This window comes from Micromonospora sp. LOL_015 (genome assembly GCF_048060275.1).
GTDB lineage: Bacteria > Actinomycetota > Actinomycetes > Mycobacteriales > Micromonosporaceae > Micromonospora_E.
In genome coordinates this window covers 23,445-37,091 of the sequence record NZ_JBHMIO010000019.1, presented here as the reverse complement: position 1 = coordinate 37,091, position 13,647 = coordinate 23,445, and the positions used below count along the sequence as shown (strand labels likewise).

Annotated in this window: 12 protein-coding genes; 3 read left to right on the top strand and 9 right to left on the bottom strand. The window is 72.8% G+C overall.

Translation table 11 applies throughout. The features are described from left to right. Positions 1-52 precede the first annotated feature (52 nt). Entirely contained in the window at positions 53-658 is a 606-nt protein-coding gene (locus ACFHWU_RS16785) for a TetR/AcrR family transcriptional regulator (protein WP_281555416.1), read from the top strand. Positions 659-687: 29 nt separating this feature from the next. On the opposite strand, the gene ACFHWU_RS16780 is transcribed toward ACFHWU_RS16785, so the two are convergent. The 8 genes from ACFHWU_RS16780 to metG all read right to left on the bottom strand — a co-directional run bounded on the left by ACFHWU_RS16780 (position 688) and on the right by metG (position 8,680). Further along, positions 688-1,170 carry a DUF4383 domain-containing protein gene (locus ACFHWU_RS16780; protein ID WP_416556898.1) on the bottom strand — a complete coding sequence of 161 codons (483 nt, stop codon included), beginning with the start codon at positions 1,168-1,170 and terminating at the stop codon, positions 688-690. A 125-nt stretch (positions 1,171-1,295) separates the two neighbouring features. Continuing rightward, complete coding sequence (locus ACFHWU_RS16775) at positions 1,296-1,748, bottom strand: DUF4383 domain-containing protein (protein ID WP_416556897.1); 453 nt, start codon at positions 1,746-1,748, stop codon at positions 1,296-1,298. Positions 1,749-1,839: 91 nt separating this feature from the next. Next, complete coding sequence (locus tag ACFHWU_RS16770) at positions 1,840-3,702, bottom strand: ABC-F family ATP-binding cassette domain-containing protein (RefSeq protein ID WP_416590986.1); 1,863 nt, start codon at positions 3,700-3,702, stop codon at positions 1,840-1,842. Further along, the gene (locus tag ACFHWU_RS16765) at positions 3,702-4,658 is read right to left on the bottom strand and encodes a 4-(cytidine 5'-diphospho)-2-C-methyl-D-erythritol kinase (protein ID WP_416590985.1); all 957 of its coding nucleotides are present in this window, start codon (positions 4,656-4,658) and stop codon (positions 3,702-3,704) included. Before ACFHWU_RS16765 ends, ACFHWU_RS16770 begins: the two co-directional genes overlap by 1 nt. Positions 4,659-4,721: 63 nt before the next feature. Beyond that, complete coding sequence (gene rsmA / locus ACFHWU_RS16760; protein WP_416556894.1) at positions 4,722-5,606, bottom strand: 16S rRNA (adenine(1518)-N(6)/adenine(1519)-N(6))-dimethyltransferase RsmA; 885 nt, start codon at positions 5,604-5,606, stop codon at positions 4,722-4,724. A 4-nt stretch (positions 5,607-5,610) separates the two neighbouring features. Then, positions 5,611-6,495: a TatD family hydrolase gene (locus ACFHWU_RS16755; RefSeq protein ID WP_416556893.1), complete on the bottom strand. Its 885-nt coding sequence runs from the start codon at positions 6,493-6,495 to the stop codon at positions 5,611-5,613. 103 nt (positions 6,496-6,598) lie between these two features. Next, complete coding sequence (locus ACFHWU_RS16750) at positions 6,599-6,874, bottom strand: hypothetical protein (protein WP_416556892.1); 276 nt, start codon at positions 6,872-6,874, stop codon at positions 6,599-6,601. A gap of 3 nt (positions 6,875-6,877) precedes the next feature. Beyond that, complete coding sequence (gene metG / locus ACFHWU_RS16745) at positions 6,878-8,680, bottom strand: methionine--tRNA ligase (protein ID WP_416568995.1); 1,803 nt, start codon at positions 8,678-8,680, stop codon at positions 6,878-6,880. Between the two features lie 120 nt (positions 8,681-8,800). Here metG and ACFHWU_RS16740 point away from each other — a divergent pair, with 120 nt between their 5' ends. Then, a complete protein-coding gene (locus ACFHWU_RS16740; protein ID WP_416590984.1) occupies positions 8,801-9,646 on the top strand; it encodes a hypothetical protein in 846 nt (281 codons plus the stop codon). Between the two features lie 116 nt (positions 9,647-9,762). Continuing rightward, on the top strand, positions 9,763-11,427 hold the full coding sequence (locus ACFHWU_RS16735; protein WP_416556889.1) for a dolichyl-phosphate-mannose--protein mannosyltransferase: 1,665 nt from the start codon (positions 9,763-9,765) through the stop codon (positions 11,425-11,427). A gap of 328 nt (positions 11,428-11,755) precedes the next feature. Here the strand turns inward: ACFHWU_RS16735 and ACFHWU_RS16730 are convergent, their stop codons facing one another. Continuing rightward, the gene (locus tag ACFHWU_RS16730) at positions 11,756-13,633 is read right to left on the bottom strand and encodes a PAS domain-containing protein (protein ID WP_416590983.1); all 1,878 of its coding nucleotides are present in this window, start codon (positions 13,631-13,633) and stop codon (positions 11,756-11,758) included. Positions 13,634-13,647 lie beyond the last annotated feature (14 nt).

Sequence of the window (13,647 nt, the reverse complement as noted above, 5' to 3'; positions counted from 1 at the left end):
GGCACCGCCACCACCACCGGCGGTGCCGGCCAAATCGAACTCCCGGGTCCGCATGTCGGCCGCGCAGCGGCGGGAACAGCTGATCACCATCGGGCGGCAGCTCTTCGCCGAACGGGGGTTCGACGCCACCTCCATCGAGGAGGTCGCCTCTCGGGCGAAGGTATCCAAGCCGGTGGTGTACGAACACTTCGGCGGCAAGGAAGGGCTGTACGCGGTCGTGGTGGACCGGGAGGTCCGCGCCCTGCTCGACCGGATCACCAACGCGCTGACCGCCGGGCACCCACGGGAGCTGCTGGAGCAGGCCGCGCTGGCGCTACTGGACTATATCGAGGCGGAGACGAACGGCTTCCGGGTGCTGGTGCGCGAATCGCCGCTGCTGTCGGCCGCCGGCAACTTCTCCAGCGTGATGAACGACGTGGCGCACCAGGTGGAGCACATCCTCGGTGCCGAGTTCAAGAGCCGGGGGTACGACCCGAAGCTCGCCGAGCTGTACTCCCAGGCGCTGGTCGGGATGGTCGCGCTGACCGGGCGCTGGTGGCTGGAGGTACGCAAGCCGCGCAAGGAGACGGTCGCCGCGCACCTGGTCAACCTGGCCTGGAACGGCCTGTCCCACCTGGAAGCGAAACCCACCCTGCTGACCCGACGCCGCAACCACTGACCGCCGGGTCAGGTCGGGTCTGGGTACGCTCACCGCCGGGCCCGCTCGGCCGGTCGGTGCGCGCCGCGCCGGTAGCGTTCCTCGTCGCCGGCCGCCTCGACCGGCCCCACCTTGTCGTACAGGCCGGTGGCCAGGAAGACCAGCCCGAAGATCAGCGACACGATCACCGTCGACATCGAGAAGTTCAGGAAGTTGGCGTCGGTCTGCAGCAGGGCCATCATCAGCAGGCCGGTGACCATGAAGACCACCGCGATGGTGAGGTTGGCAAGGTGCCCGGCCCGGCCGCCGATGATCGCCCCGATCAGGATCAGCCCGCCGTAGACGATCGAGGAGATTGAGAACGCGAGGTTGGTGCGCAGCCCGAGCACCCAGACGTCGTCCCGGGCAAAAAGCGGATCACCCCAGGTCGCCACCGTTCCGACGATGCCGAAGATCAGCACGTAGAGGCCGGTCAGCCCGGCGATCGTCCGGTAGACCGGCCGCAGCGGGTGATTGACCGGGATGTGCGCCATGGCTGCCGCTCCTGTCGCCGACCAGGGGCCCGCGTCGCGGCGACGCGGGCGTCTTTCCCCGGATTCTCCCGCCGGGAGTGGGCTGCGCGCAGCAGAACCGACCGGTAGGCGGCCGCAGGACCAGGTCAGAGCACCAGCCGGCCGTCCCGCCACGCCTGGGCCTCCTGCTCGGTGCCGGTCCGGCCGTACATGGCGGCCATCAGCAGCACCAGGCCGATGACCATCACGACCAGGCAGGTGCTCACCGTGAAGTTGAGGAAGTTGGCGTCGGTGCGCAGCACCGCCAACTCGGCCAGGCTCAACGCCATCAGACCGTACGCCAGCACCTTGTTGATCGCCGTGTCGATGTTGCGGCCGAGCCCCACGCCGGCCAGTACGGCCACGCCCAGCACCAGACACAGCCCGGAAAAGCCGAGGTTGGCGCCCTGACCGAGCACCCGGCTGTCGTTCTGCGCGAAGAGGGCGTCACCGCTGGTGACGATGATCCCGACGACACCGAAGATCACCAGGTAGAGGCCGGTCAGCGCGGCGACCGCCCGGTAGATCGGCCGGGCGGGGTGGTTGACGGGGGTGTGCATGGGGTCTGCTCCAACGCCGACGGGGGGTGGTCGCCGACGATTGTCGCTCATCGCCCGCGACCAGCGGGGGGTGGCCCCGGCCACCTGCCGTCTAACTCACCTGCTCGGCCAGGGCAAGCCACTGCTCCTCGGTGCGGCTGCGCTGCGCCTGTACCTCACGTAGTCGGGCATCCAGCTCGGCGAGCCGGTTGAAGTCGGTGGCATGCCGGGCCAGCTCCTCGTGCAGCGCTGCCTCTTGCTGCTCCAGCTTGCCGACCTGGCGCTCCAGCCGGGCCAGCTCCTTGCGGGCCGCCCGCAGGTCACCGGCGGACAGCCCGCCACCGGCGGCGTCACCCACCGACCGATCGCCGGCCCCCGCCGGGCCGGCCGTACCCGAACCGGCCGGCCGAACCGCCCCGGAGCCGGCACCGGCGGCCCGCGCCGCCCCGGCACCTGCGGCGCCGCCGGCTCGGGCCAGGTACTCGTCGACTCCGCCCGGCAGGTGCACCAGCCGGCCGTCGCCGAACATGCCGTACGCCTCGTCGGTGACCCGCTCGATCAGGTACCGGTCGTGGCTGGCCACGATCAGCGTGCCCGGCCACGAGTCGAGCAGGTCCTCAAGCGCCGCCAGGGTGTCGGTGTCCAGGTCGTTGGTGGGCTCGTCGAGCAGCAGCACGTTCGGCTCGGCGGCCAGCAGTCGCAGCAGCTGCAGCCGGCGACGCTCGCCACCGGACAGATCTCCGACCGGGGTCCACAGCCGTCGGTCGGTGAAGCCGAACATCTCCGCGAACTGGGTGGCGGCCAACTCCCGGTCGCCGAACACCACCCGGCGCGCGACCTCCTCCACCGCCTCCAGCACCCGCAGCTCGCTGGGCAGTTCGGCCAGCTCCTGGGACAGGAACGCCGGCCGGACCGTCGCCCCGGTGATCACCCGGCCCTGCTGCGGGGCGCGGACCCCGGCCAGCAGCCGCAGCAGTGTGGTCTTGCCGGCCCCGTTGGCGCCGACGATCGCGCACCGGTCCCCCGGACCGATCTGCCAGGTCAGCCCGTCGAGGATCAGCTTGTCCCCGGCGTACGCGGTGACCTCGTCCAGCTCGTAGACCTGCTTGCCGAGCCGGGCGGTGGCCAGCCGGTGCAGCGACGCGGTGTCGCGCGGCGGCGGCACGTCGGCGATCAGCGCGTTCGCCGCCTCGATCCGGAAGCGCGGTTTGGAGGTACGGGCCGGCGGGCCACGGCGCAGCCAGGCGATCTCCTTACGCAGCAGGTTCTGCCGGCGGGCCTCGGTGGCCGCCGCGACCCGCTCCCGTTCGGCGCGGGCCAGCGTCCAGGCGGCGAACCCGCCCTCGTAGGCGCGGACTGTCTGGTCGGCGACCTCCCAGGTGTCGGTGCAGACCTCGTCGAGGAACCACCGGTCGTGGGTGACCACCACCAGCGCGCCCCGGCGACGCTGCACCAGGTACGCGGCGAGCCAGGCCACCCCGGCGACGTCCAGATGGTTGGTCGGTTCGTCCAGGATCAGCAGCTCGGCCGGACGGATCAGCAACGCGGCCAGGGCGATCCGGCGCCGCTCGCCGCCGGACATCGGCCCGACCGGCTGGTCCAGGCCGAGGTGCGGCATGCCGAGACCGTCCAGGACGGTACGCACCCCGGCGTCGCCGGCCCACTCGTGCTCGGCGCCGAACCCCTCGGCCAGCCACCCGGTGCCGAGCACCACGTCCCGTACGGTGGCGTCGCCAGCCAGCTCGAGCGTCTGGGGCAGCGCGGCGACCCGCAGGTCCCGGCGGTGGGTGACCCGCCCGGCGTCGGGTTCCTCGGCCTTGGTGAGCAGCCGCAGCAGGGTCGATTTGCCGGCACCGTTGAGACCGACGACGCCGATCCGGTCGCTGTCGTCCAGGCCCAGCGAGACCTCGGTGAGCAACTGCCCGACTGCGCCGTAGCCCTTGGACACCCGGTCCAGATTGACGATGTTCACCATCAGACCAGCCTCGCCCCGGCGACGGCGCCGTGCGCGAGGTGTACGTCCCGGCAGACCCCGGCGTCGTCGAGCGCGGCCGCGACGGTGCCCGCACCGGCCGCGTCCGCCGCCAGAAAGACACAGGTCGGGCCGGACCCGGAGACCATGCCGGCCAGCGCCCCGGCGGCCACCCCGGTGGCCAGCACCTGCTTGATCGCCGGACGCATGGACAGCGCGGCCGGCTCGAGATCGTTGCCGAGCGCGCCGGCCAGCACCTGCGGATCCCGCTGGCGCAGCGCGGCCAGCAGCTCGTCGGCGGCGCCGACCGGCGGCGGCGCCGCACCGGCCGCCCGCAGCCGGTCCAGCTCGGCGTACACCTCGGGGGTGGACAGGCCGCCGTCGGCGACCGCGACGACCCAGTGCCAGGTGGTGGGTCGGGCCAGCACCGGGCTGATCGCCTCGCCCCTGCCGGTGCCCAGCGCGGTGCCGCCGTGCAGCAGGAACGGCACGTCCGAGCCGAGGCCGGCGGCCAGCCCGGCCAGGTCGTCACGGGACAGCCCGGTCCCCCACAGTTCGTCGCAGGCGACCAGCGCGGCGGCGGCGTCCGCGCTGCCGCCGGCCAGGCCGGCGGCGAGCGGGATCTGCTTGCGCAGGTGCAGTCGGGCGTGCGCGGGGACCCGGGCGTGCGCGGCCAGCGCCCGGGCGGCGCGCAGCACCAGGTTGGAGTCGTCCAGCGCCAGCTCGCCGGTGCCCTCACCGTCCATGGTCAGGATCAGGGTGTCGGCCCGCCGGGCGGTCAGTTCGTCGTAGAGCGCGATCGCGTGGTAGACGGTGCTCACCTCGTGGTAGCCGTCCGGCCGGAGCGGGCCGACGGCCAACCGCAGGTTGATCTTGGCTGGCACCCGTACCTTGACCGAGTTGCGCGCGCCGCGACGGAAACCGTCGTCCTCGTCGCCCGGCCGCCACGCCTCGGTCACCGGGAAATACCCCGGCTGAGGTGGGCCGCGCGGGTACCTCTCATCACGATCACGGGCGCCAGCCTACTCGGCCACCGTTTCGGCCAGCGGCGCCGCCGCAGCGATCGCCGCGAACTGCGCCACGGTCAACGCCTCGCCCCGCGCACCCGGGTCGACCCCGGCCATGGCCAGCACCGCCGCCGCCCGGTCCGCCCCGCCGGCCCAGCCGGCCAGCGCCGCCCGCAGCGTCTTGCGGCGCTGCGCGAACGCGGCGTCCACCACGGCGAAGACCCGCCGCCGGAACCCGTCCACCGGCTGCCCCGCCGGCACCGACGGTGGCTCCCGGCTGGTGAACGCGACCAGCCCGGAGTCGACGTTGGGCACCGGCCAGAACACGCTCGGCGGGACCCGACCCGCGGTGCGGGCGGCGGCGTACCAGGCCAGCTTCACCGACGGTACGCCGTACGTGCGCGAGCCCGGACCGGCGACCAGCCGGTCGGCCACCTCCTTCTGCACCATCACCAGCCCCTGCCGCAGGCTGGGCAGCTCGGCGAGCAGGTGCAGCACCACCGGCACCGCCACGTTGTACGGCAGGTTGGCCACCAGCGCGGTCGGCTTGGGCCCGCCGAGGCCGGCGGCGGTGATCCGCAGCGCGTCGGCGGTGTGCACGGTCAGCCGGGCGAGGTCACCGCCGCAGCCGGCGACGGTCGGCGGCAGCGCGCCGGCCAGCACCGGATCGATCTCCACCGCGTGCAGGTGGCGTACCTGGTCGAGCAGGCCAAGGGTCAGCGAGCCGAGCCCGGGGCCGACCTCCAGCACCACCGCGTCCGGTGGCAGATCGGCGGCGGACACGATCCGCCGGACCGTGTTCGGGTCGTGCACGAAGTTCTGCCCGAGCCGTTTGGTGGGCGCTACCGCCAGCCGGCCGGCCAGCTCCCGGATCTGCGCCGGGCCGAGCAGCTCGGTCACCGGCTCACCACGGCCCGAACACCCGGTCACCGGTGGCCGAGATCGCGGCGCACAGCTCGGCCAGGTCGGTGCCGGTGACCTCGGCCAGCAGCCGGACGGTGTGCGGGATCAGGTAGGAGGCGTTCGGCCGGCCCCGGTGCGGCATCGGCGTCAGGTACGGTGCGTCGGTCTCCACCAGCATCTGCTCGACCGGCGTCACGGCGGCTGCGGCGCGCAGCCCGGCGGCGTTGCCGAAGGTGACCGTACCGGCGAAGCTGAGCACGAAGCCGCGCCGGACGCAGTCGGCGGCGAAATCCGCGTCGCCGGAGAAGCAATGCATCACCACGGTCTGCGGGGCGCCTTCGGAGTCGAGCACCCGCAGCACGTCGGCGTGCGCGTCCCGGTCGTGGATCACCAGCGGCTTGCCGTACCGCTTGGCGATCGCGATGTGCGCCCGGAAGCTGGCCTGCTGCGCGACGAGTCCGTCCGGCCCGGTCCGGAAGTGGTCCAGCCCGGTCTCGCCGACGCCGCGCACCCGGTCGGCGGCGGCCAGCGCCTCGATCTCGCGCAGCGCCTCATCCAGGTCGGTCAGTCGGGGTGCCTCGTTGGGATGCAGGGCGACCGTGGCGACCACCGCCGGCGATCGCGTGGCGAGGTCCGCGCCCCAGCGCGACGACTCCAGGTCGACACCGACCTGGACCAGCCGGTCGACGCCGACCGACGCGGCCCGGGCGATCAGGGTGGCCACCGGGTCACCGCTGTCCCGGCCGGGCACCGCCGGTTCGGCGACGGTCAGGTCCAGGTGGGTGTGGCTGTCGATCACCGGTACGGGCAGCGGGTCGGGTGGCGGCGGGAACTCCCCGGCCCGGCGGGCGGCCCGCTGCCGGCGGGTCTCGGCTGGCTGCGTCATCATCGGACAGCATCACACGTCCCGGTCCGGCCGGTTCACCGGCCCACCCGGGCGGCGTCGCCGATGCCCCGGCCGGCCGGCACGTCCGCTTCGAGGGGGCGGTCTACCCGGCTGAGGAGCTGCCAGCTGGGCGGACGTGCACCAGCTGAGCCAGACGCCGACGGCCGCCGATCACCCGGCGATCACCGTGGTCCGGCGCACGGTCCAGCGTGGCGCCCGGATGAGGAAGGTTCTCTCCGGCCGGCAGGTGGCCGGATTCCGCCCACAGCGCACGCGGCAGGCCGGCCGCCGGCCCCTGGCTGACCACGAAGACGTTCTGCGGCCCGATCGGCATGATCAGGCCGAGGCCGAGCAGCAACCCGGCCAGGTAGTCGGTCACCGGTCAGCCGGTGAGTCGGGCCAGCTCCTCGTCGACGATCGACTCGTCGAGCTTGCGGAACACCGGCTTCGGCGCGGCCAGCGGCCGACCGACCTCGACCGGAGTGGACTCCCACCGGGCACCGTCGCGGTAGTCGCCGGTGAGGATCGGGTAGGCCGGCCCGACGTCGAGGTCGTCAACCTCGACGATCCGGGGCATCGGCGCGTGTACGCCGGTGCCGCCGAGCAGCTCGTGGATCTTCTGCGCCGAGTGCGGCAGGAACGGGGTGAGCAGGGTGTTCGCGTCGGCGACCACCTGCAGGGCGACGTGCAGGACGGTGCCCATCCGGGGCTTGTCCGCCTCGCCCTTGAGCTTCCACGGGGCCTGGTCGGACAGGTACCGGTTGGCCTCGGCGACCACCCGCATCGCCGCACCGATGGCCTGCTTCTGCCGGTGCCGTTCGATCAGCGCGCCGACCGTGCCGAACGCGGCCCGGCTGGTCGCCAGCAGCGCTTCGTCGGCGGCGGTCAGCCCGGCCGGGTCGACCGGCGGGATGGCGCCGAAGTTCTTGGCGGCCATCGAGATCGACCGGTTGACCAGGTTGCCCCAGTCGTTGACCAGCTCGTCGTTGTTGCGGCGCCGGAACTCGGCCCAGGTGAAGTCGGTGTCCTGGCTCTCCGGGCCGGCTACGGCGATGAAGTAGCGCAGCGCGTCGGCGTCGTAGCGGGCCAGGAAGTCCCGCACGTAGATGACCACCTGGCGGGAGGAGGAGAATTTGCGACCCTCCATGGTCAGGAACTCGCTGGAAACCACCTCGGTGGGCAGGTTGAGCCGACCGAGCCGACCGGGCTCGCCGCCGTGGTCGCCCTCGCCGGAGTAGCCGAGCAGCAGCGACGGCCAGATCACCGAGTGGAAGACGATGTTGTCCTTGCCCATGAAGTAGTAGCCACGGGCGTCCTCGCCGTCGGTGTCCGCGATCCACCAGCGGCGCCAGGCGTCCGGGTCACCGGACCGCCGGGCCCACTCGATCGAGGCGGAGAGGTAGCCGATCACCGCGTCGAACCAGACGTAGATCCGCTTGTCGCCGCGCTCGCGCCAGCCGTCCAGCGGAATCGGCACGCCCCACTCCAGGTCCCGGGTGATCGCCCGGGGCTGCAGGTCGTCGAGCAGGTTGCGGGAGAACCGCAGCACGTTGGGCCGCCAGCCGTCGCGGGTGTCCAGCCACTTGCCGAGTGCCTGGGCGAACGCCGGCAGGTCGAGGAAAAAGTGCTCGGTCTCGACGAAGTTCGGCGTCTCCCCGTCGATCTTGGAGCGCGGTTCGATCAGCTGGACCGGGTCGAGCTGGTTGCCGCAGTTGTCGCACTGGTCGCCCCGGGCGGCATCGTAGCCACAGATCGGGCAGGTGCCCTCGATGTAGCGGTCCGGCAGGGTGCGACCGGTCGATGGGGAGATCGCGCCGAGGGTGGTCTCCGCAACGATGTAGCCGTTGCGGTGCAACGTCTCGAACAGCTCCTGGACCACCCGGTAGTGGTTGCCGGTGGTGGTCCGGGTGAACAGGTCGTAGGACAGACCGAGCCCGTGCAGGTCCTCGACGATCACCCGGTTGTACCGGTCGGCCAGCTCGCGCGGCTTGAGCCCTTCGCTGTCGGCCTGCACCTGGATCGGCGTGCCGTGCTCGTCGGTGCCGGAGATCATGAGCACGTCGTGACCGGCCATCCGCATGTACCGGCTGAACACGTCGGAGGGCACCCCGAAACCGGAGACGTGGCCGATGTGGCGGGGCCCGTTGGCGTAGGGCCAGGCGACCGCCGCGAGAACGTGACTCATGCGACCAGCCTAGTTAGTGTCACCAGGCGTACGCGAACGGGTTGCCGAGCCGCCCGACGGAGCGCGACACGCCCGGAGGGGTTCGCCCCGGCTTCACGTACCGGGGTGTGGAATGGCGAGGTGACCGGGGAACCCAGCATGCCGGAGTCCGACGGGCCGACGACCGCCCGGCCCACCCGGGAGCCGGCGAGCGCTCCCGGGCAGCGTCGGCGGCGGCCGAGCCCCTGGGCGACTACCGGGCCGGAGGGCACCTGGTGGCACGGCGGCGAATCAGCCGCCGCCCAACCGGCCACGCCGGTGACCCCGGACGCCGACGAGCCGGCGGACACCGGCGGACCGGCCGACACCCGCGAACCGGGTGCCGGCGCAGCGACCCGGGACGGCAGACCGGTGCGGACCGTGGCACCGGTAGCGGAGCGGCCGCTGGATCGCCCGGTCGCCCAGCAGCGGCGGACGCGGACCCGGCGGACCCGGCGGCCGGCGACCGGCATCGCCTGGATCGTGGTCGTCGCGGCGGCGGCGGCGTTCCTCGGCTGGGTCAGCGCCGAACCGCTGTGGCTGGCCGTCGGCCGGGGCGTCCCCGGCACCGCCACGGTCACCGACTGCACCGGCGACGGGTTGGGCCGACGGTGTCTCGGCGAGTTCGCCGCACAGACCGGCTTCACCGTCGACCAGGTACGGCTGTTCGGCGTACCGCCGGTGGACCAGGCCGTCGGCGCCGAGCTGACCGCCCGGATGTTGCACCGGGAACGGGACACCGCGTACGTCGTGGCCGATCTGGTCGTGCTGCACCTGCGGTGGTCGGTCGGCTGGGGGCTGACCGTGCTGCTCGGCGTACTGCTGATCTGGGGCAGCGGTGCCCGCCGGCTGGCCAGCGCGGCGGCCCGCCGGGGCGCCACGGTCGCCGCGTTGCTGGCACCGGTCCTGCTGGCCGCCGGGTTTCTGGCCGCCGCCTGGAGCGTCTGACATCGACCGACCGGGGCACGACGGCGACCACCCGAGGACACAGAGCATCGACGACCCGAAATATATTCTTCGGCGGGGAGGTCCCGCGACATCGGGCGGCGGCCTACGATCACGGGGTGATCTCGGCGGCAGACTCGGATGCGGCAAGCGGTGAACCAGCGGTGACGGTGACAGCGGACCGGCCGGTCCGTCCACCGGACGCCGGCCCGACGGGCCCCCACCCGGGCGGCGCCGGGGCGTCGGGGCCGTCGGGGCCGACCGGCGGGGTCGGGCTGCCGGCCGTGGTCCGCCGCCGGCTGGCACCGCTGGACAACTGGCTGGAGCCGTGGTCCTGGCTGGCCACCGCCGTGGTGGTGACCATCGCCGGCGTACTGCGGCTGGTCAACCTGAGCCACCCGCCGGGCCTGATCTTCGACGAGCTCTACTACGCCAACGAGGCCAACGAGCTGCGCCAGTACGGCTTCGAGTGGGACGAGACCAACAACACCCCGGCGTACGTGGTGCATCCGCCGCTCGGCAAGTGGATCATCTCGCTCGGCGTCCGCTTGTTCGACTTCACCGAGTTCGGCTGGCGGATCTCGGCGGCAGTGGTCGGCATCCTGATGGTGCTGATCATCACCCGGACGGCTCGGCGGTTGTTCCGCTCCACGGTCCTCGGCTGCACGGCCGGGCTGCTGCTCGCCCTGGACGGCTTCCATCTGGTGCTGTCCCGGACCGCCCTGCTCGACATCTTCCTCGCGTTCTTCGTGCTCGCTGCCTTCGCCGCGCTGGTCGTCGACCGGGACTGGAGTCGGCGGCGGTGGCTGCGGGCGGTCGACGCCGGGCTCGACCCGACTCTGCCGGGCCGGGCCGGCCGACCGCCGTTCGCCGTACCGTGGTGGCGGCTGATCGCGGCCCTGCTGCTCGGCTGCGGTCTCGCCGTCAAGTGGAGCGCGCTGTGGTTCATCCCGGTGTTCGGCCTGCTGGTGATCTGGTGGGAGGCCGGTGCCCGCCGGTCCGCCGGGGTCCGCCGGCCGTGGCTGGACGCGGTGCTCGGCGAGATCGGCTGGCTGGTCCTCGGCGGGGTGCTGATCCTCGGCACCTACCTCGCCAGCTGGTCGGGCTGGCTGGCGACCGACGGCGGCTACCTGCGGCACTGGCGGGCGGACAACGGCATGTCCGAGGCGCCGGTCATCGGCGCCCTGCAGAACCTCTGGCACTACCACACCCAGGCGTACGGCTTCCACAGCACATTGGAGACGGAGCACCGCTACCAGTCGTGGCCGTGGCAGTGGCTGCTGCTGGGCCGCCCGGTCGCCTTCCACTGGACCGACCAGACCGCCTGCGGAGCACCCAGCTGCGCCGAGGAGGTACTGCTGCTCGGCACTCCGCTGCTGTGGTGGTCGTTCCTGCCGGCCCTGGCTGCGCTGGTCTGGCTCGGTATCGCCCGGCGGGACTGGCGGGCCGGTGCGATCCTCGCCGGAGTGACCGCCGGGCTGCTGCCGTGGTTCTACTACGCCACCGAGGGCCGGACGATGTTCTCCTTCTACACCGCGCCGGCGCTGCCGTTCCTGATCCTCGCGGTGACCTATGTGCTCGGCGCGATCGTCACACCGTCGGGTGGGACGGCGGTCGCCGATCCGGCCGGCAACGACCGGCGGTTGGTCGGCGCGGTGGTCGCCGGCACCTACGTTCTGCTGGTCGCCGTCTGCTTCGCGTACTTCTACCCGATCTTCGTCGGTGAGCCGCTGCCGTACGAGGACTGGTCGGCGCGGATGTGGCTCGGCGGGCGCTGGATCTGACCATCGCGCCGGCTGCTCCCGGCCCGCTGCCCGTCCGGTGGTCGACGACCGCCGGACGGGTGCCGTCAGCCGATCATGGACGCTCCCGGCCCAAGTCTCCACTGTGATCAGTAGCGTCGGCTGAGACAGCAGGTGGGCGAGGGTGCCGGAGAGTGTTGAAAGACAAAAGAAGCGCGCCCCGATCGCCTGCCACGGGGGAAGCGGGCGATAGGGGCGCGCATGAAAAGCTTAACCAGGTCGACCCCTGCCGCACAACGGGCCAGGCAAGGCTAGTTTGCGGTTCAGCACGGAACGGAACAACCACCAAAAGCGACATCCACTGTCATAGTCAGCGAAAGCGGCGGCGGAGACTGCGTCGGTTCTGCCCCGGCGCGCTGCGGTCGATCCGGCGAAGCGCCAGCTCCGAGTCACGGCGACGCTGATCAGCCAGATCACTGAAGGTCAGCACCAGGCCGCGTACCCCCGGCACCCGCCGCAGATCCCGGCACCGCACCTCGAGCAGCACATGGCTGCCGTCCGGCCGGCGCAGCACCCACTGGTCACCCACCGCCGAACCGTCGTCCCGGTCACCGGCCGCGCCGAGGGTCCGGGACACCTGCGCCTGATCGGCGGGGTGCACCAGGTCCCGCCAGTCGGCGAGGACCGCCGGCTCGAGGCCGAACAACCGGCTGCACGGCGGACTTGCGTACCGGATCCGGTCGTCCGCTCCGACGATCACCACCGCGTCGCCGGCGGTGCCCGCGACCAGATTGAGGTAGCGGTCCCGGTCCCGCCGGGCGGCCTCCTCGGTCGCGGCGATCCGGTGCAGGGCCAGCGCCGCCTGAGCGACGACCACCTCGATCGCGTCCCGACAGGCGGCCAGCACCCCGCCCGCCGCCCCGACCAGCAGCGCGGTACCGGTCCCGGCGGACGGGGCCGGCGCGGCCAGGCCGGCCACCAGGGCGGCCGGTGCCGGGGTGAGCCGGTCAGCCAGGTCGGGATGCAACAGCCGGGTCGGCATGATCCGGGTACGCCGCCGCGCCGCGTCCACCGGCAACGGGTCGCCGACGACGACCTGTGGCTGCCAGTCGGCCACCGACTCCGGGTCGGGCGGCTCGCCGCCGGCCCCCGCCACCGGGCGACGCACGGCGAACAGGATCTGATGATCAGTCCCGGCCGGCAGCAGCTCACCGACCGACCGGCGGACCATCTCGGCCACCTGCGCGGTCGTGGTGGCCGACAGCAGCCGCATCCCGGCGCTGCGCAGTGACCGTTCCCGGTGCACCGCGGCCCGGTGCCCGGTCACCGAATCGACCACCCGGGCCACCGCGAGCAACATGGTGAGACCGGCCGCCGCAGCGGTGACCAGCCCGTCGGGCAGCTCGGCCGGCTCTGCGGCGAACGCCTGGATCACCAGCAGGAACGGCACGGTCAGACAGGTGATCGTCAACAGACCGACCCGCATCGCGACGATGTCGTCCGGGCCCGGATCGGACCGGGTGGCCAGCCGGGCCATGTTCGGATGCAGGGCGGCGACCCCCCAACTGACGTAGAAGACGTACCAGCCGAGTTCGGCCGGGTGCCCCGGCTGCCAGCCGCCGTTGAGTTCGGCGGTCGCGTACCAGACGTCGGCGGCGAACATGCTGGTCGCGCCGGCGGCCAGCCCGATCACCGTCGGATCCCGCCAGGCGGCGGCCGCCAGCCGCAGCATCACCACGACGACCAGCACCCCACCGAGGCCCTGTAAGGCCAGCAGTGCCTTCTCCGTCGCCGGCAGAGCCACATCGGTGACCGCCGGGCCGACCACCAGGGTCCAGGTGACCAGGCCGGTCATCACGACCAGCACCAGCGTGTCCAGCAGAGCGGACCGGTCCCGCGACGCCGCCGTGATCCGGGTCAGGCTGAGCACCCCGGCGGCGAGCAGACCGAAAGTCGCCAGGTAGGCGAGGTCGGCGATCAGCGACAGAACGTCGCCGGTGGCGCCCACCGTACGCCGCGACAGCTCGTAGTGGACATCGCCGACCGCCAACGCCCCGGCACCGCCGGCCAGCAGCAGCCAGGGAAGCCGACGAGGCGGCCGGTGCCGGTGGATTCCCCAACCGACCGCGGTCACGCTGACGACGCCGATCGCCCCCCACCAGGCGGCGGCGACAGCCGGGGCCCCGAAGACCGCCGCGCCGAGGACAGCCTGCACCGCGAGGTAACCGGTCAGGACGCGCCGTGGCACCGGGACTCCTCCAA